Annotated in this window: 3 protein-coding genes; all 3 read right to left on the bottom strand. The window is 69.5% G+C overall.

The window, feature by feature from the left end; genetic code table 11:
* Genes ACQHI0_RS24685 through ACQHI0_RS24695 form a run of 3 tightly spaced genes read right to left on the bottom strand, consistent with a single transcriptional unit; the run spans position 1 to position 20,467 of the window.
* A complete protein-coding gene (locus ACQHI0_RS24685) occupies positions 1–216 on the bottom strand; it encodes an MbtH family protein (protein WP_266293539.1) in 216 nt (71 codons plus the stop codon).
* Positions 213–2,324, bottom strand: a complete 2,112-nt coding sequence (locus ACQHI0_RS24690; RefSeq protein ID WP_427904192.1) for an AMP-binding protein — start codon at positions 2,322–2,324, stop codon at positions 213–215. Before ACQHI0_RS24690 ends, ACQHI0_RS24685 begins: the two co-directional genes overlap by 4 nt.
* Positions 2,324–20,467, bottom strand: a complete 18,144-nt coding sequence (locus ACQHI0_RS24695) for a non-ribosomal peptide synthase/polyketide synthase (RefSeq protein WP_427904193.1) — start codon at positions 20,465–20,467, stop codon at positions 2,324–2,326. The genes ACQHI0_RS24690 and ACQHI0_RS24695 overlap by 1 nt, the downstream gene beginning before the upstream one ends.
* Between the last annotated feature and the right edge of the window lie 222 nt (positions 20,468–20,689).

Consider the following 20,689-nt stretch of genomic DNA (forward strand, 5'->3'; position numbering starts at 1 on the left):
TCAGGGCTTGTTGGACATGGCGGCGATGAGGGAGTTGGGGCGCATGTCGAGCCAGTGGGATTCCACGTAGTGCAGGCAGGAGGTGCGGGGGGCGGCGCCGAAGGCTACGGTCCAGCCGCCGGGGACGGCGGCGAAGGTGGGCCAGAGGGAGTGTTCGCCTTCGGTGTTGACCAGGACGTAGAACTGGGCGTTGTCGTCGTCGAAGGGGTTGGTCATGGGGTGGCCTTTCTGATCAGGGCGCTGAGGTGGGTCAGAGTGCTCGGTGTGCCTTCTATTTCGGTGTGGGCGAGGTCGCTGGTGCGGTACAGCCGGTCACCCGCGGGGGGTTCGTGGTACGGGGTGAAGTCGGTGGTGGTGATGCCGTAGGTGGTGATGAGGGCGGCTAATCGGGTGGGGTCCGGTGGTTCGGTGAGGACCACGGTCGCGCCGACGCGCAGCGGGAGCAGGAAGCCGTGCCAGGCGGTGGTGTCGCCGGTGTGGGCCTGGTGCAGGTAGGTGTCGCGGGTGGTGAGGTGGTGGCGGGCCTGCATGGCGGTGACCCGGTGGACCGCGGCGGCGTGGCTGATGGTGACGCTGTGCGTGGTGCCGGGGGGAAACAGCACGATGGCGGGGTGTTGCGGCAGGATCGGCGTGCGGTGTTCGCTGCGGGAAATCGGTTCACTGGAGTAGGCCGAGAGCGTGACCCGGTCGATCGTGACTGTCGGGATGTCGTAGGTTCCGAGGTGCCCGCGGGCGGCGATGGTCAGCGCCAGTGCGGGGTCGGCGATGGGTGGCAGCACGGTGGTGTCGACGGGAACCACCGCACCACCGGCTTTGAGGACCGCGTAGGTGGCGACCACGAAGTCGATGGAGCGTGGAACATTCACGAGCACAGCGGATTCCGGGCCGATGCCGAGGGCGGTCAGGTGCCTGGCCAGCTGGTTGGTGCGCCGGTCGAGATCACCGTAGGTGATGATCGAGGTCGGGCCGTCGTTCGGCGCATGGACGACGGCCGGGTCGAAAGGGGTTGCGGCAGCTTGGGCTTCGAACTCGTCGAGCAGTAGCTCGCCGGGTAGGCCGACCGAACGGGAGTAGGGCCCGTCGTCGATGCGGCCGACGAATTCGATCTCGGCGGTCCAGGCGTCGCCCGGTGGTCTGCGGCGCACCAGGTCGCCGGTGGCGAACATGCGGTCGTCCACCGGGCCGATGGGGTTGGCGAGGAAGGTCGCGGCCGTGGCCTGCCTGCCGATGTATCCGCGCGCCAATTGCACGCCGGAGACGTAGAGTTCACCGATCTCGCCGTCGGCGACCGGGCACAGGTGTTCGTCGAGAATGAGCAGTTCGACATCATCGGCGGCCGAGCCGAACGGCACCACCTCCAGGTCGGCGCCGGTCACCTCGTGTGCGACGAACTCGCCCGCGGTCTCGGGCCTGCCGTAGACGTGCCACAGCGTCGCTCCGCTCACCTCGCGCAGGGCGGCAGCGGTCTTCGCGAGCAGCGATCCACCCGAGCCCAGTACCACACGCAGCGAGTCGAGACGTTCTTCGGCATCGGGCAGCGCCGCCAGTTCCGCCAGCTCGTGATGATCGAAACATGCTGCGGTTACGCCAGTTTCGGCGATGGCATCGGCGAGTACCGCGGTAGGCGAGACTACGAGCGTGGCGCCGGTCTGCAGCGCGAGCAGCATCTCCCCCACCGCGGCCTGCCCGGTCAGCGGCGCGTGCCAGAGCACGGAGTCGCCGGAGCCGATGCCACACAGCCGCTGGCGCCAATTCGAATTCGCCTGTGCCGCGCGATGTCCGACGACCACGGCAGCCGAGGCGACCACGTCGACCACCAGGTAGGCGGGATTGTCGGCACCCGGCCCTGGTAGCTCGTCGGGGGCGATGTCGGCGGTGGCATCGGTGTAGAGCACCGGGAAACCGCTGGGGTGCGGTGTTGCGTCGGTAGTGAGGATCACGGTCGACGCAGCCAATGCGGCGGCGCGTCGTTGCAGGTCACCAGGGGCAGCTGGGTCGAGCAGGACGAACGCGCCGCCCGCGGCGAGCACCGCGTGCGCGGCGACGACGAGTTCCATCGAACGCGGCAGCGACACCGCGACGGTGGTCTCGGGACCGACGCCGTGTTCGACCAGAGCCGCGGCCAGCGCATCGACGCGCACAGCCAATTCGCCGTAGGTACAGCGACTTTCGCCGTCGCGCACCGCGAGGATGTCCGGTTCGCGGTCGGCGTGGGCGGAGAAGGCGGCGAGCAGGGTCGCCGGGTCACGCGGGCGTTCGCCGTCCAGGTCACGCAGCAGCGCGGCGAGGGTGGCGGCGGTTGTGACCGAATCCGTGTGCGACATCAGAGTTGTCCTTCCGAGTCGTCAACCGATGCCGCCCCGGCGATTACCGCGGCGGCATCGGTCACCAGTGTTTGCAGAGTGGAAGTGAGACCGGCCGCGCCGAGTGCGGCGAGCACGCCGGGCACGAGCCCGGCAAGCGCGACGTTCACCAGCGCTTCGGGTTTCATCTTCGCGCCCATCGCCCTGCTCACCGCGGTGAGTTTGGCGTCGAGGGCACCGTAGGAGATGGCGTGCTCGCCGTGGGCGAATGCCACGGTCGCCGGCGCGAGCCGAGCTGCCGAACCGACGAGGTTCGGGAGGTCGGCGACGGTGTAGGTGGTCGGGGTCTGTTCGGCGTCGGTGCGCATGTCGATCGCGCGCACGGCGACGGTGGGATCGGCGGCGACGGCGGCGAGGATCTTTCGGAATCGTTCGGCCAGGACCTCTACCGTCGGCGCATCGAAAAGATCGGTGGCGTAACCGAAATGAACGTCGAGACCGTCGAGGGTGCCGTCGCCGGTATATCGCTGCATGGCGGTGACGTGCAGGTCGAATTTGGCTTCGGTGAGGCCGGGGTCAAGGGCCTGGACGTGGAGGCCGGGTAGGTCGATGCCGCCCGGTGGCATGTTCTGGAAGGTCAGCATCACCTGGAACAGCGGGGTGTAGGCGCCGGTGCGGGTGCGGCCGATGGCATCGACTACCTGCTCGAACGGAACGTCGGCGTGCGAGAGGGCAGCGAGGTCGCGGCGCTTGGCCTGGGCGAGCAGATCGGTGAACGGCGCTCGTGCGTCGACCTCGGTGCGCAGGGCGACGGTGTTGACGAACATGCCGACGAGGTCGTCGAGTTCGCGGGCGCCGCGACCGGATACCGGCGCGCCGATGATGATGTCCGCGCTGCCGGATTGTTTGGCCAGCAGGACCGCCATAGCGCTGTGCACCAGGGTGAACAGCGTGGTTCCGTGTGTCCGGGCAACGCTGTCGAGATCGCGAGTCAGCGTCGAGCCGAGCGCGAAGTCGACGACCGCGCCGCGCATTTCACGCCTGGCGGCGCGTGGCCGGTCCGTGGGCAGAGCCAGCAGCTCCGGGGCGCCGGTGAGTTCACGGGTCCAGTAGGTCAGTTGCTGGGTGAGCACACTGCCGGGATCGGTATCGGAGCCGAGCAGCTCGCGCTGCCAGGCACTGAAGTCGCCGTACTGAATGGCCAGCGGGGCCCACCCTGGTTCGCGGCCGTTGCTGCGATCCACGTAGGCGCGCACGAGGTCTCGGGTGAGCGGGTCGATCGAGTAGCCGTCGGCGCTGATGTGGTGCACCACGACGACAAGGACGTGATCGTCGTCGCCGAGGCGGTAGAGGGCGACGCGGATCGGTGGCGCGGCGGTGATGTCGAAGGGCTGCGCGACGAGTGCCGCGATTCGGGTTTCGACATCGGTGGGCTCGACCGGGATGGGCGCGAGGTCGACGGCGGCGGACCACGCGGGCATCACCTGCTGGATGGGGCCGGCCGCGGTGTCCGGGTAACGGGTACGGAGGGTTTCATGGCGGGCCAGGAGGTCGGCGATGGCCGATTGCAGGGCGGAGAGGTCGAGGTCGCCGGTGAGGCGGATGGCAGCGGGGATGTGATAGGCCGAGGATTGGGGTGACAGCTGGTGCAGGACCCACATGCGCTGCTGCGCGGGCGAGAGCACCGCGGGGCCTTCGCCCGTGCGTGTGCGCAGCGGGGGGCGGGCGACGGTGCGGTCGGCGGTGGCCAGATGTTCGGCCAGTGCGGCGACCGTCGGGGCGTCGAAGACCGCGGCGACCGGAACCTGGGTGCCGAGTGCGACGCCGAGGCGGGCGGCCAGGCGAGTGGCCATGAGGGAGTTGCCGCCGAGGGCGAAGAAGTCGTCGTCCAGTCCGGCCGCCGGGCAACCGATCACCTCGGTGAAGGTCTGGGCGACAAGCTGTTCGACCTCGGTGACCGGGGCGCGGAAGGCAGCCTCGGCGAACTCGGGCTCGGGCAGGTTGGCGCGGTCGACCTTGCCGTTGGCGTTGAGTGGTAACTCGTCGAGTACGACCAGGGCAGCGGGAACCATGTAGGCGGGCAGGTCGGCAGCGAGTTCGGCGCGCAGCCGGGCGGCGACCACAGATTCTTCGCCCGGGGTCAGGTCGGCGACCGCGGCGTAGGCGATCAGGCGGGCACCTGCTCGCTCGTCGACCCTGGCGACCGCGACAGCGGCGCGGACATCGGCACAGCGCGACAGTGCTGTTTCGACTTCGCCGAGTTCGATGCGAAAACCGCCGATCTTGACTTGGAAGTCGGCGCGTTCGAGGTACTCGAGGGTGCCGTCGGCCCGCCAGCGCACGATGTCGCCGGTGCGGTACATCCGCGAGCCGGTGTGGCGGTGACCTACAGCTGCTGTGGAGGTCTCGGAGCTGCGCGCCAACCGCGGCTCAGCGGGTTCGGCGATCGGGAAGGGGTTGGCGACGAAGCGATCGGCGGTGAGGGCGCTGCGGCCGTGGTAGCCGCGGGCGATCTGGTCGCCGGACAGGTACAGCTCTCCGGCGACACCGATCGGAACCGGCTGCAGGCGAGCATCGAGGACGTACAGGCTGCTGTTCCAGGCGGGATTTCCGATCGGCACCACATGCGACAGTTCCTGTGCCACTTCGTGTTCGGTGATCGAGACCGCCGCCTCGGTCGGGCCGTACAGGTTGTGCAGGACCGCGTGGGTACCGCCGGCCCGGAACCGATCCGCAGTCGCCACGGGAAGCGCTTCGCCGATGGCGAGCACCGCACGTAGTGAAACCGGCAGGGCGGGTGCGGTTTCAGTGGTCAGGAGCATGCTGACGAGTGACGGCACGGCGTGCAGGACAGTGACGCCGTGGCGGGTCATGATGTCGCGCAGTCGATCCGGGTCTCGCTCGTCGCCGGGGCGAGTGACGATCAAGGCCCCGCCGGAGGTGAGCGGTGACCAGAACTCCCAGACCGAGAGGTCGAAGGTGGCGGGCGTCTTCAACAGGACTCGGTCGATGGTGGCCATCGCGAAACGGTCGTGCAGCCAGGCGAGCTGGTTGACGATCGCGGAGTGCGCAACGGTGACACCCTTGGGGCGCCCGGTGGAGCCGGAGGTGAAGATGATGTACGCGGGATGCTCGGGGCGCAGCGGAGCGACGCGCTCGGCATCGGTCACCTGCTCGCTCGAGAGCTCCCGCAGCGCCCGGTGATCCAGTTCGAAGACGGGAACGTCCATGGGGATCGGCAAACCGTCGGCGGCGGTGGTGAGCACGCACAGCGGTGCCGCCGTGGTGACGATGTAGGCGATGCGGTCGGCGGGGTGATCGGGGTCGATCGGCACGTACGCGCCGCCCGCCCGGACTACGGCGTGCATCGCGATGACGAGGTCGATCCCGCGCCGCATCGCCAGGACGACGGTGCGCTCCGGGCCTACTCCTTCGGCGATCAGGAGCCTGGCGACACGGTTGACCTGCGCGTCGAAGGTGGCGTAGTCCAGGGACTCGCCGGTCTCGTCGTCCACCAGCGCGAGCTCGCCGGGGGTTCGGTTCGCCTGGCGGGCAGCCAGTTCGGCGAGCGTGGTCGACTCGACCGGATGGGCGGTGTCGTTCCAGGTCTCGAGCAGCAGCGCACGGTCGCTGCCGAGGAGGTCGAGAGCACCGACCGCGGAATCCGGCGCGGTGACGACGGATTCGAGAATCCGGCGCAGCTGTCCGGCGACGCGCTCGGCCGTTTCGGCGTCGAACAGATCGGTGGCGTAGCCGAGGGCCATCTCGATGCCGGCGGGAGCACCGTCGGCGGTGTAGTTGTCGAGAGCGAACAGGTGCAGGTCGAACTGGGCTACACCGGAGTCGAATTCGATGGCGGAGACAGTCAGGCCGGGCAGTTCCAGCCGGCCGCGATCGTGGTTCTGGAACGAATAGCCGACCTGGAACAGCGGGTGCCGCGCGGTGGAGCGGGCCGGATTCAGTATCTCGACCAGCCGCTCGAACGGCACGTCGGCGTGCGAGAACGCGGCGATGTCGGCGGTTCGGGCCGCGGCGAGCAGGTCGGTGAACGGCGCGTCGCCCGCGACCTGGGTGCGCAGGACGAGGGTATTGACGAACATGCCGATGACCTCGTCGAGTTCGGCTTCCCCGCGGCCCGCGTTCGGAGTGCCGACGGCGATGTCGGCGGTGCCGGAGAGCCTGGCCAGCAGGGCCGCGAAGGCCGCGTGCACCACCATGAACAGGGTGGCGCCGTTCGTGCGGCCGAGGGCGGACAGTGCGGCGTGCAGGTCGGCATCGACGGTGAAGCTCACCTTGTCGCCACGCAAGCTCTGGCGGGCCGGTCGCGGGCGGTCGGTGGGCAGCGCCAGCTGATCGGGCAGTCCAGCGAGCTGCGTTCGCCAGTAGCCGACTTGCTGGGCGGCGACGGATTGCGGGTCGGCTTCGTCACCGAGCAGATCGCGCTGCCACAGTGCGTAGTCGGCGAACTGCACGGCGGGCGGTGCCCAGCCGGGCGCGGTGTCGGCGAGGCGAGCGGTGTAGGCCCGCATCAGGTCGGCGACGAAGGGCGCGATGGAGGAACCGTCTGCCGCGATGTGGTGCAGGACGGCGGCGAGCACGAATTCGGTGTCGGACACCTCGAACAGGCGCATACGCACCGGGATCTCGGCGGTGACATCGAAGGTGGTCTCGGCCAGTTCGCGAATCGCGGCGGGAAGTGCGGATTCGCTGGTCACCACCGGCGCGAGCGTCGGCATCGCCTCGGCGGCGCCCATGATCGACTGCACGGGCGTGCCGTCGACGTCCGGGTACACGGTGCGCAGCGATTCGTGGCGGGCGACCACGTCGGCCATCGCGGCCCGCAGCGCGTCGACGTCGAGCGCACCGCTCAGGCGCAGCGCGAACGGGATGTTGTAGGCCACCGAGGCGCGGTCGAACCGGTTGAGGAACCACATGCGCTGCTGGGCCGGGGACAGCGGAAGGAGTTCGGGGCGGGCCCGGCCGACGAGCGCGGGCCGGTCGACCTGGGACTGGGCGTCGACCGCGGCGGCCAACTCGGTGACGCGCGGTGCCTCGAACAGGGTCCGCACACCGACGCGCCGGTCAAGGGCCGCGCCGATGCGAGCGACGGCCTTGGCTGCCAGCAGCGAGCTGCCGCCGAGTGCGAAGAAGTCGTCGTCGGCACCGATCGGCTGCTCGTCGGTACGGCCGAGGACCTCGGTGTAGACGTCGGCGATGATCTGCTCGGTGATCGTGACGGGCCGGCGATAGGACGTGGTCTCGAAGACGGGTGCGGGCAGGGCGGCGCGGTCGAGCTTGCCGTTGACCGTCAGCGGGATGCGGTCGACCAGCACGACGGCTGCCGGGAGCATGTGCTCGGGCAGGGTGTGCGCCAATTCCTTGCGCAGGGCGGCGGTATCGAGCTCGGCGGACTCCGCGACCAGATACGCCACGATCCGCGGCTCGTCGACGAGATCGGTACGGACCAGCACCGCGACCTCGCGCGGGGAGACCGAACTGCGCAGCAGCGCAGCCTCGACCTCGCCGAGCTCTACGCGGAAGCCACGGAGATTGACCTGTTGGTCGGCGCGACCCAGGTATTCGAGATCGACGCGAGTAGCGCGAGCCTCGAGCGATCCCTGATCGAGCGCAGGCAGACCCGGGAGTTCCGCGTCGGCGCGGGCCGAGGCGGGCAGCTCGGCGACGTCGTCGGATACCACTGTCCAGCGAGCGAGGTCGCCCGAACGGTAGGCGAGAGATCCCGCAGGGCCGTAGGGATCGGCGACGAAGCGGCTCGCGGTCAGGTCGGGGCGGCTCAGGTATCCGCGCGCCAATTGTGGTCCGGAGACGTAGATCTCGCCTGGAACGCCGAGCGGGACGGGGCGCAGACGCGAATCCAGCACGCGCAGTGTGAGTCCCGCGATTGCGCCACCGATCACGCTGGCGGAGCCGGTGTTCGGCGTGATCTCGCGGTAGGAGGAATGGACGGTGGTCTCGGTGATGCCGTACATGTTCACCATGCGCGGCGAATCCGGGTAGCGGGCAAACCAGCCGGCGAGGCGTTGAGGTTCGAGCGCCTCGCCACCGAAGATCACTGTGCGCAAGGCGTATTCGGTAGGCGTGGGCGCGGCCAGGTCCGCGGCGATGAGCTGGTAGAACGCGGACGGCGTCTGGTTGAGGACGGTGACGCGTTCGGTGCGGAGCAGTTCGCGGAACTGATCGGGCGAGCGGGAGGTGAAATAGTCGACCAGGACGATCGACCCGCCGTGGAGCAGCGCGCCCCACAGTTCCCACACCGAGAAGTCGAAGGCGTAGGAGTGGAACATCGTCCACACATCCGACGGGCCGAAATCGAACCGGTTCGCGGTGTTGTCCAGCAGGGCACCGACATTCGCGTGCGGGACGACAACACCCTTGGGACGCCCGGTCGAGCCGGAGGTGTAGATCACGTAGGCGGTATTCGAGGCAACCAGCGGCGACCGCCGGTCCGCGTCGGTCATGGATTCGGCGGCGAAATCGGACAGGTTGCCGGCGGCCGGGGCGATGACCGGGCCACCGAACCAGTCACGTGGCAGGCCCGTGTCGCCGTTCGTGACGGCGCAGTGGGGACGGGCGTCGTCCAGGATGTACTCGATGCGGTCGGCGGGGTAGTTCGGGTCGATCGGCAGGTAGCCGCCGCCCGCCTTCAGCACGGCGAGTAGCGCGACAGGCAGTTCCACCGAACGCGGCAGTGCCACCGCGACCAGCGATTCCGGTCCGACGCCCGCGGCGACGAGACGCCGGGCGAGCCGGTTGGACCAGGCGTCGAGCTCGCCGTAGGTGAGGGTGGCGTCACCCGCCTTCACGGCGATGGCGTTCGGGTCGCGGCCGGCGACGCGGGCGAACCGGTCCACGATGGTATCGGCGGCAGCCACCGAAGCTCCGGTGGCGGACCAATCGTGCAGCGTGCGCTGCTGTTCCTCGGCACTGAGTAGCTGGATGTCACCCACCACGACGGTCGGGTCGGCGACGACAGCTGCGAGTACCTGGGTGAAGCGCCGGGCCAGCACCGCGACACTGCCCGCATCGAACAGCTCGGTGGCGTAGGCGATTTCGATGGACAACCCGTTCGCGCGCCCGTCGATATCGTCGGACTCCCCGATGGTGAACTGCAGATCGAACTTCGCGACCGCGGCGTCGAAATCGACGGGTTCGACGCGCAGCCCCGCGGCCTCCAATGCGGGAACGGTGAAGTTCTGCAGCACCAGTGCCACCTGGAACAGGGGGTGGCGATTGCGGGCTCGCGCCGGAGCCACGGCATCGACGACCTGCTCGAACGGGATGTCGGCGTGCGAGAGGGCATCGAGGTCGCCCGCGCGGACGGCGTCGAGGGTGGTTTCGAATTCGGCGCGCGGGTCGATCTGGGTCCGCAGGACCAGGGTGTTGACGAACATGCCGATCAGGCCGTCGAGGGCGGCCTCCCCGCGACCCGCGACCGGGGTGCCGATGGCGATGTCACTGCCGCCGGACAGGCGGGCCAGCAGCACGGCGAGTGCGGCGTGCACGGTGCTGAACAGGGTGGCCTCGTGTTTGCGGGCCAGTTCGCGCAGTTCACTGTGCAGATCGGAGTCGATTTGGAAGCGATGGACGGCGCCACGGTAGGTGGACTCGGCGGGGCGGAGACGGTCGGTCGGCAGGTCGAGCTGCTCGGGGAGGCCGGCGAGGCCGTGGCGCCAGAAGTCGAGTTGGGTGTGCGCGCGAGACGTGGGATCGAGTGCGTCGCCGAGGTTTTCGTGCTGCCAGAGGGTGTAGTCGGCGTACTGGATCGGCAGCGGGGACCAGCGGGGACCGGTGCCGTCGCGGCGGGCGGCGTAGGCGGTCATCAGGTCGGCCGCGAGCGGGCCGAGGGAGAAGCCGTCGGCGGCGATGTGGTGCAGCACGAGGACCAGCACATGATCGGCGTCAACCGTGAACAGGGTTGCGCGAAACGGGATTTCGGTGGTGAGGTCGAAGCGGACCGCGGCGCAGGCCAACAGGCGCGTCGGCAGCTCGGCTTCCGCGATAGCTTCGGCCCGAAGTGGGATGTCGATCGAGTCGGCGATCAGCTGGATCGGGGTCGCCCACGCGGCATTCGCCGACCCGGCGGTCGAATTCCGGCCCGCTGTATCGCGGCGCTCGGAATCATCTGCGCCCGCTGCGACTTCGGGGTAACTCGTGCGCAGAGTTTCGTGCCTGGCGATCACGTCGGCGATCGCCGCTTTCAGGGCATTGACGTCGAGGTCGCCGGTCAGGCGCAGCGCGATGGGGATGTTGTCGACAGCGTCGCCGATACCGTCGACGTCGGCGAGGTAGCGGTTGAGGAACCACATGCGCCGCTGAGCGGCGGACAGCGGAATACGCTGTGGCCGTTCCCGAGTGGTGAGTTCGAGGCGGCCACCGGTGCCGCGCAGGGCGGTGCATCGGTCAGCCAGCTCGGCCACCGTCGGCGCGTCGAACAGCAGCCGAACCGGGATCTGGGTGTCGAGGGCGGCACCGAGGCGGGCGGCGACCTGGGTGGCGTTGAGGGAGTTGCCGCCGAGGGCGAAGAAGTCGTCGTCGAGACCGACTTCGCGATCGGCGGGGAATCCGAGCACCGCGGCGAAGGTGGCCGCGATGACGCGCGCCACTTCGGTGGACGGCGCGCGGAAGACCGCCGCCTCGAAACGCGGTGCGGGGAGCGACTTTCGGTCGAGCTTGCCGGAGGCGTTGAGCGGGAACTCGTCGAGGACGACAAAGGCCGCGGGGACCATGTAGGTGGGCAGGGAACGCAAGAGCGTGGACTTCACCGCCGAGACATCGACATGCTGTGCCGCGACGAGATACGCGACCAGGATGTCGTCGCGCACGATGACGGCGGCCTGGGTGATCTCGGGCAGCGCGGACAGTGCGGCCTCGATCTCGCCGAGTTCGATCCGCAAACCACGAAGCTTCACCTGGAAGTCGGTACGGCCCGAGTACTCCAGTTCACCACCCCGCGTCCAGGTGACGAGGTCGCCGGTGCGGTACATCCGCTCGCCCGTAGCGAAGGGGTCGGCGACGAAGCGGTCCGCGGTCAGATCGACGCGACCCGCGTAGCCGCGCGCGAGTTGCGCTCCCGCCAGATACAGCTCGCCGGGGACGCCGACGGGGACCGGGCGGAGCCGGCTGTCGAGGACATACACCCGGGTGTTGTGCACTGGTGCGCCGATGGGCACCGTGACGGTGTCGGCGTCGCTCACCTCGTGGAAGGTCACGTCGACCGCGGCCTCGGTGGGCCCGTACAGGTTGTGCACAGCCGTACCGGTGAGCCGGCGCAGCAGTTGCGCGGGCGCGGGCGGCAATGCCTCGCCCGAGGCGAACACCATGCGCAGCGATGCGCACTCGCCGCGCGAATCAGCGTCGTCGAGGGCGGCGACGAAGACCGCGAGCATCGACGGGACGAAGTGGGCGACGGTGATCTGCTCGGTGTCGATCAGCTGGGCCAGGTAGGCGGGGTCGCGGTGGCCGTCGGGGCGGGCCAGGACGAGGCGGGCACCGATCTGCAAGGGCCAGAAGAACTCCCAGACCGAGACGTCGAAGGTCGCGGGGGTCTTCTGCAAGACGACATCGCCGGGGGTGAGGCGGTAGGCGTCCTGCATCCACACCAGCCGGTTGACGATGGCGCCATGGGTGATCACGACACCCTTGGGCCGGCCGGTGGAGCCGGAGGTGAAGATCAGATAGGCGGCGTTGCCGGGGGTCAAGGTGGCGAGGCGGTCGGCATCGGTGATCGGCTCGGGCGAGTAATCCGCGGTGTCGAGTTGCTCGAGGTCGAGAATCACGCGACGGTGCGTGCTGTCGGCGGCCACGGCGGTGACGTCGAGGTCGTCGATCGCGCGGGTCAGCACGCAGACCGGGTCGGCGGCGGCGAGAACCTGGGCGATGCGCTCGGCCGGGTGGTCCGGGTCGAGCGGCACGTAGGCACCACCCGCGGCGAGGATCGCGTATATGGCGACGACCAGGTCGGTCGAGCGCCGCATGCCGAGAGCCACCGTGCGGTCGGGACCGACACCGATCGAGATCAGCAGGCGAGCGAGCCGATTCACCTCGGCGGCGAACTCGGAATACGACAGCGTCACACCGTGACTCGATGCCGGGTGGTCCTCGGACGACTCGCCGTCGAAAGTCACCGCGATCGCGTCCGGGGTCCGCGTGGCCTGCGCGCTGAACAGCGAAGCCAGCGTCATGCGCTCGTCGACCGGGTACGCCGTGGCGTTCCAGGTGTCGAGCAGGCGGGTGCGCTCCGCGGTGTCGAGGAGGTCGATGTCGCCGATCACGACGTTGGGATCGGCGGTCACCGTATCCAGCAGCCGCAGCAAGCGCGTGCCGAAATCTGTGATGGTCTGCGCGTCGAACAGGTCGGTTGCGTATTCGAAGCGGGCGAGCAGGCCGTCCCCGGTCTCACGCACGGTGAGGTGTAGGTCGAATTTGGCTGTCCGGGTGTCGATCTCGATCTCGGAAGCGGTCAAACCCGCGAGTTCGAGTTCGGTTCGGGAGGTGTTCTGGAAGTCGAGCATCACCTGGAACAGCGGGTGCCGCGCGGTCGAGCGCTCGGGGTTGAGCGCTTCGACGAGGCGGTCGAAGGTGACGTCGGCATTGGCGAGGGCGCGCAGGTCACGGTCGCGGACCGTGCCGAGGAGTTCGGCGAAGGTGGCGTCGGGGCGGATCCGGGTGCGCAGCACAAGCGTGTTGACGAACATGCCGACGAGGTCGTCGAGCGCCTGGTCGCCGCGGCCTGCGACCGGAGTTCCGATCGAGATGTCGTGCTGGCCGGACAGTTCGGCGAGGGTGATGGCGAATGCGGTGTGCAGCACCATGAACAGCGAGGCACTGGCATCCGCACCGATTGCGCGCAGCCGTTCGGTGATCGCGTCGGGAACTGTGAACGCTTGGCGCGCACCATGTCCCGAGGCGACGGCGGGACGGGGGCGATCACTCGGCAGGGCCAGCAGGTCGGGAAGGTCCGCCAGTTCCGCGGTCCAGAAGTCGACCTGCTGGGACACGCTGGAATCGGCGTCGTCCTCGGCGCCGAGTGCCGCGCGCTGCCAGAGGGCGAAGTCGGCGTACTGCACCGGCAGCGGGGTCCACTCGGGTGCGGTGCCTGCCAGGTGGGCAGCGTAGGCGACCATCACGTCGCGGGTCAGCGGGGCGACCGACCAGCCGTCGGCGGCGATGTGATGCAGCACGAGGACAAGGACGTGCTCGTCGGTGGCGGTGTGCAGCAGGTGCAGGCGGACCGGGGGCTCCCGGTCGACCGCGAACGGGACGGCGGCCACTGCGCGGATCCGGTTGTCGAGGTCGACCGGGGCGATCGCGTGTGGTTCGAGGGTGATCGTCAACTGGTCGGCGGCGAGTACCTGCTGGAACGGGATACCGTCGACAGCGGGATAGCGGGTGCGCAGGGCCTCGTGCCTGGCGAACACCGAGGCCACGGCCGCGTTCATGGCGGCGTAGTCGATGGCGCCGGTCAGGCGGATGGCGGCGGCGATATTGTCGGCGACCGATTCGGCGTCGAACTGGTTCAGGAACCACATGCGCTGCTGCGCGTAGGACAACGGAATCTGGTGCGGGCGTTCACCTGCCACCAGTGGCGGCCTCGGCGCGACCGCTTGCGCCGACCCGAGCAGGGCTGCGAGCGCGGTGACGGTCGGTGCTTCGAACAGCGCCTTCAGCGACACCGTGCGACCGAGCGCGGCCCCGAGCCGCGACACCACCTGGGTGGCGACGAGCGAGTTGCCACCCAGTGCGAAGAAGTCGTCGTCGGCCCCGATCTGCTCGATCCCGAGAATCTCACCGAACACCCGAGCCACCGCGGACTCGATGCCGTCGGCCGGCGCGCGGAAAGACCGCGCGGCGAACACCGGATCCGGCAGCGCTTTCCGGTCCAGCTTGCCGTTCGGGGTGAGCGGCAGCTCGTCGAGCACCACGAATGCGGACGGAACCATGTGCGCGGCGAGGGCGCCGCGCAGGGCGGCGGCGATCAGCTCGACGTCCAGGTCGGCTCGCACGCCTTCGGCCGTGTCCCGCTGCGCATCCGCAGTGGTGGCCCCGCGCCCAGCGGCGGACTCCCGCGGAACGAGGTACGCGACCAGTTGGTCGCCGCGGTGGGCGTCGGGGCGGACCAGGACGACGGCCTGGCGCACCGGCGAGTGAGCGAGCAGCGCGGACTCGACTTCGCCGAGTTCGATGCGAAAACCCCGGAGTTTGACCTGGTCATCGTTGCGACCCAAGTATTCGAGGGTACCTTCGGTGCTCCAGCGGACCAGGTCGCCGGTGCGGTACATGCGCTCGGACGGTGACCACGGGCAGGCGACGAAACGGGCTGCGGTGAGTGCCGCGCGGGAGCGGTACCCGCGGGCCACCTGGGCGCCCGCGACATATAGTTCGCCAGCCACCCCGGTGGGGACCGGACGCAATCGAGAGTCGAGTACCCACTGGGTGATTCCGCGCAGTGGCGTACCGAGGGTCAGCGGCGAATCGGCGGTGAGAGGGGCGCTGATGTTGGTGGCGATCGTGGTCTCGGAGGGACCGTAGGCGTTCACGAACGCGCGCGGAACGGGGCCGGTGGTCCAGCGGGAGATGAGGTCGGGCGGGCAGGCTTCGCCGCCGACCATCACCATGCGCAGGGTGTCGAGCGGGGCGGGGTCGAGCACAGCCAGACCGGACGGGGTCAGCAAGGTGTGCGTGACGCGCTGCTCCGAAAGCAGTTGGGCCAGTTCGGCTCCCACGTGGCGTCCCGGTGGGGCGATCACCAGGGTCGCGGCGGAGTTCACGGCGAGCAGGAACTCCATCACCGAGATGTCGAACGACGGGGAGCCGACCTGGAGGACGCGGGCGTCGGCGGTGCCGAACATGCGGGCGGTCTCCTCGGCGGCGAATCCGGCGATCCCCGCCTGGGTGACCAGCACGCCCTTGGGCAGGCCGGTGGAGCCGGAGGTATAGATGACGTAGGCGAGGTGCTTGGCGCGCAGCGGGCGGACCCGGTCGAGGTCGGTGACGGGATCGCCGGAACGCCACGCGCATTCGGCCATCAGCTTCAGCTCGTCGAGGACCAGCCAGTCGATCGGGCCGGGGAGCGCGGCCTGCGACTCGGACACCGTAAGACCGAGTCGCGCACCGGAATCGGTCACCATATGGGTGATCCGATCTCGCGGGTAGCTCGGGTCGACGGGCAGCCAGGCGGCACCGGACTTGGCCACCGCCCACTCCGCGAGGACCGACTCGATGGAGCGCGGGATACCGACGGCGATCACGTCATCGGGGCCGACGCCGCTGTCGATGAGGACCCTGGCCAGCCGCGACGACGCGCGGTCGAGTTCGCGGTAGGTGAGGACGCGGTCGCCGTCGGTGACGGCCTCGCGCTCCGGATCGACCGCGACGGCGTCCGCGAGGAGGTCGGGCAGCAGACCGGTGGCGGTGACCGGGACGCCGCGCATATTGGTGAGGTGGGAGTGTTCGGCGGCCGACAGCAGCGGCAGGTCACCGACCGCGGTGCCGGGTGCGGCGACCGCGGCGGCGAGCAGCCGCACGAAACGCGCACCGAACGTGCGCATCTCGGACTCGTCGAACAGGTCGGTGGCATAGCGGGTGACGCCGTCGATACCCGCCGGTTCGCCTGCGGCACTGCGCCGTTCGGCGAGGGTGAGCTGTAGGTCGAATTTGGTGATGTCGAGTTCGATCTCGCCCACCGTCACCGGCGAACCCGCCAGTTCGAAGGTGGTGTCGAGGACGGCCTGGAAGTTGAGCGCCACCTGGAACAGCGGGTGCCGGGACTGCGAGCGAGCCGGGTTCACGACGTCGACCAGGCGATCGAAGGGGATGGTGGCATGCGCGAAGGCGGCCAGGTCGGTTTCTCTTGTCTGCTCGAGGGCCGCGGTGAAGCTCGCGGCGGGGTCGACCTCGCTGCGCAGGACGAGGGTATTGACGAACATGCCGATCAGGTCGTCGATGGCGCGGTCGCCGCGGCCCGCCACACCGGTGCCGATGGCGATATCGGTGGTGCCGGACAGGCGCGCGAGCAGCACGGCCAGCGCGGTGTGCACAACCATGAACAGCGACGCCCCGGCCCGCTGCGCCAGGTCGGCGAGCTGACGGTGCAGGTCGGCATCGATGGTGAAAGCGGTGCGGGCACCGCGCATGCTGGGTTCGATCGGACGCTGCCGAGCCGAGGGCAGCGCGAGCTGGTCGGGCAGAGCGGCGAGAGTCCGCTGCCAGAAGGTGATTTCACGCGAAGCCAGCGACTGCGGATCCGCTTCGGCACCGAGGAGTTCGCGCTGCCACAGGGCGTAGTCGGCGTACTGGACACTCAGCGGCGACCAATCGGGTTCGACGCCATCGGTGGCGGCGCGGTAGGCCGTGAGCACGTCGCGCACCAGCACCTGGAGCGAAACACCGTCTGCCGCGATGTGATGCAGCACGACGGCGAGTACGCACTCCCCCGCCGACTCCGCGTCGACGAGGAGGATGCGTGCACGGAAGGGTGCCTCGCGCTCGAGATCGAAGCCCGCGCGGGCGAATCGGGTGAGTTCGGCGTCGAGGTCGGCGGCCGACACCGCGACGGGGTCGCCGATTCGGACCCGTCCGGCATCGCGGATGACCTGCTCGGCGACTTCGCCACCAGGGGCGTCGACAGCGGGGAACACGGTGCGCAGGGCTTCGTGGCGGTCGACTACCGCGTGGAGGGCGGCGACCAGGGCGGGCAGGTCAGCGGTGCCGCGCATGCGGATGACGAACGGCATGTTGTAGCCGGGGGCCGAGGGGTCGAAGCGGTTGAGGAACCAGATGCGTTGTTGCGCAGGGGAAAGCGGGATCAGGGCGGGGCGGGAACCTGCGGTGAGCACGGGGAGCCGATCCGAGACCCCGGTGGCGGCACGGTCGGTGATGGCGGCGGCGAGGCGGGCGACGGTGGCCGCGCCGAACAGGTCGCGCACGCCGAGGCGGCAGCCCAGGTCGGCGCCGAGGCGGGCCGCGACCTGGGTGGCGACCAGGCTGTTGCCGCCGAGGGCGAAGAAGTCGTCGTCACGGCCGACCCGATCGAGGCCGAGGACCTCGCCGAAGACCCTGGCTACCGTCTGCTCCACCGGACCGACCGGCTCGGCGTAGGTGACGACGGTGCGGGCGGGAGCGGGCAGTGCCTTGCGATCCAGTTTGCCCGAGGCGTTCACCGGCAGGGCGTCGAGCAGCACGAAGGCGGCAGGCACCATGTAGGCGGGCAGCGCGCGCAGCGCGGTCTCGCGCAGCTCATCGATCGCGACCGCGCCCGTCTCGGCTTCCACCACATAGGCGACCAGCTGCTCGCCCGCGCCCGCGTCGTCGCGGACCACGACCACCGCGCGGGCCGCCGAGTCGACGCTCTCCAGCACCGCCTCGATCTCGCCGAGCTCGATCCGCAGACCACGCACCTTCACCTGAAAGTCGGTGCGCCCCAGGTATTCCAATTCACCATTGGTGGTCCAGCGAACCAGGTCGCCGGTGCGGTACATCCGCTCGCCGGGCGCGGGGACCGCACTGCCCGGCGCGGAATCTGTCGCGGCCGGACCCGGCGCGGCGACGAAACGTCCGGCGGTGAGTTCGGCACGACCCACATAACCCCGGGCGAGCTGTACCCCCGACAGATACAGCTCACCCGGAGCCCCGACCGGTACTGGCCGCAGCCGCGAGTCGAGAACATGGAGCCGGGTGTTGAACACCGGCGCGCCGATCGGCACCGTGACCCGGTCGCCGTCGTCGACCTCGTGGAAGGTGACATCGACAGCGGCTTCGGTCGGGCCGTAGAGATTGTGCAGCCGTGCCCCCGTCAGCAGCCGCAGCCGCTGGGCAGGCGCGGCAGGCAGCGCCTCGCCCGAGGCGAAGACCAGCCGCAGCGAGGTGCGCTCGGCGATGTCCTGTTGGGCGAGAAAGACTTCGAGCATCGACGGCACGAAATGCGCGACAGTGACGCCATATTCGACGATCACCCGCCGCAGGTATGCGGGGTCGCGGTGGCCGTCCGGCTCAGCGAGCAGCAGGGTGGCACCGATCTGCAAGGGCCAGAAGAACTCCCAGACCGAGACGTCGAAGGTCACCGGGGTCTTCTGGAGTACCACGTCGACACCGTGCAGCCGGTAGGTCTGCTGCATCCACACCAGGCGGTTCACGATCGCGGCGTGCCCTACCGCGACGCCCTTGGGCAGACCGGTGGAGCCGGAGGTGAAGATGACGTAGGCGGGGTGCCCGGGGCGCAGCGGCGCGGTGCGGTCGGCGTCGGTCAGCGGGGCGGCGTCGTAGTCGCTCAGGTCGAGGGTGTCCACGGCAAGCACCGGTAGGCCGTCCACCGGCATACCGTCGCGGGTGGTGGTGAGCACGGCGGCCGGAGCGGCGGTGGCGAGGATGTGCGCGATGCGATCGGCCGGGTGATCGGGGTCGATCGGCACATAGGCCGCGCCCGCCGTCAGCACCGCGTACATCGCGACGACGAGCTCGGGCGAACGCCGAATGCTCAGTGCCACCAGCGATTCCGGGCCGATGCCATCCGCCCGCAGGCGCCGGGCCAGCCGATTCACGCGCTGGGCCAGCTCGCGATATGTCAGGTCATCGGCATCCGCGGCGCCGGCATCCCGACTCGCATCCGTGCGCGAAGACGTCGCCATACGGACGGCCACGTCGTCGGGTGTACGCGCGACCTGGGCTTCGAACATCGCCGGCAGCGTCGCCACCGGCACCGAACGTTCGGCCAGCGCGGCGTTCACATCGAACCGGGTGGAATTCCAGATCCGCGTGCTGACCTGCAGTTCCAGCTCGGTCGCCACCTCGATCGCGCTCAGCGCGGTGTCCAGATCGGCGGCGGCGAGGCGCTCGAGGAAGCCGAGGAAGCGGGCGTGGTGCCTGGCCAGGGTGTCGGCGCCGTAGAGGTGCGGGTTGGCCTCGAAGTCGACGTGCACACGGTCGCGGTCGCCGTAGTAGACGTTGAGGCTCAGGTCCTCGATCGGGCCGGTGGACAGCACCCGGTAGCGACCGGTGGTGGTGCCGAGGGTGAGGTCACTGCGGAAGAGCATGAAGTTGGCGAGCGGACCGAACAGCGCGCGCCGGGCGGGGCGGCCGTCGTCCTCGGCGTCGCGGCGGATGTCCTCGGCGCGGTAGCGCTGATGACGCAGCGCGCCGGCGACCTCGACCCGGGCCGCGCGCAGCAGCTCACCCCAGGTGGCGGCCGAACCCGCCGCGCCCGTGGGCAGGCGCAGCGGCACGATATTGGACAGCATGCCCGCCGAACGACGCATGACCGCGGTGGTGCGGGCGGTGACGGGCAGGCTCAGCACCGCGTCGGGGCGGTCGGTGAGGCGGCCGAGGTAGGCGGCGAAGGCGGCGAGCAGCACTGCGGAGATCGTCGAATCATCGCTGGCGGCAATGGTTTCCAGGCGGTCGACCAGCTTTTCCGACAGTCGTCCGCCGGTCACCAGGTTGATCGCCGAACGCGGCGCGGTGCGGGCGTCGAGCGCGGTGGGGCTGTCGAGGCCCGCGATCCGCTGCGCCCAGTGCTCGCGATCGCCGACGAAACGAGTGCTCTCGCGATACCGCTGTTCGCCCTCGACCAGCGCGGACAGCTCGCCCGGCACCACCTCGCGCGGCGCGGTACCGAGTAGCCGCGCGGTGTAGAGCTCGGAAATGCGCTGGGAAAGGGTGAACGCGCCGTACCCGTCGAGCACGATGTGATGGCCGCGCAGGTACCAGAACCAGCGCGCTTCGCCGACGCGCAGCACGGCACCCGCCACCAGCCGATCGGTGAGCAGGTCGATGGGGGCGCCGAACTCCGCGCGCATCCATTCCTGCGCGGCGGCGACAGGATCGTCGTGGTGGCGCAGATCGATCAGCGGCAGTTCCCGCTCGACCGGAACGCCATGGTCGACGTATTGGTGCGGAACACCGTCGGACTCGCCGATACGCACCAGCGGCGAACCGTAAGCGTGCGCCGCCTCGGCCGTAACCTGCTGCAGCACAGCGGGATCCAGTTCACCGTCGATATCGACGTACTGGGCGATGGTGATCGGGACGTCGGGGTCGAGCAGCTGCGCGTACCAGACACCCAGCTGAGCCGGGGTCAGCGGAAACGGCAGACCTTCGACCTGCGCTTCCTGCGGTCGCGCGCTGAACCCACCCAACTCCGTACCGTGCACCAGAGCCTCCTCGTATCGCGAAAGAACAGCAGATCGAACCGTTTTCGGGCAGCACGAATACACCTCGTGAACCGAAGATTCGATGTGAACGCGGTGGGCGTGCGGCCACACTCGCGCAAGATCCCCGACAGATCATGTGGACGAGATCGGCGACCGTGGGGGTCGCCGAGCGACGGACGACGCGTCCGTCGCGGGTGCCTAGCTGTTGATCATTCCTCCAAC

Source organism: Nocardia sp. FBN12 (genome assembly GCF_050320175.1).
In the GTDB taxonomy this organism is placed as follows: domain Bacteria; phylum Actinomycetota; class Actinomycetes; order Mycobacteriales; family Mycobacteriaceae; genus Nocardia.

Excerpts from the sequence above, each read along its gene's own strand:
- ACQHI0_RS24685 (WP_266293539.1), bottom strand. The coding sequence starts at position 216 with ATGACCAACCCCTTCGACGACGACAACGCCCAGTTCTACGTCCTGGTC.
- ACQHI0_RS24690 (WP_427904192.1), bottom strand. The coding sequence starts at position 2,324 with ATGTCGCACACGGATTCGGTCACAACCGCCGCCACCCTCGCCGCGCTG.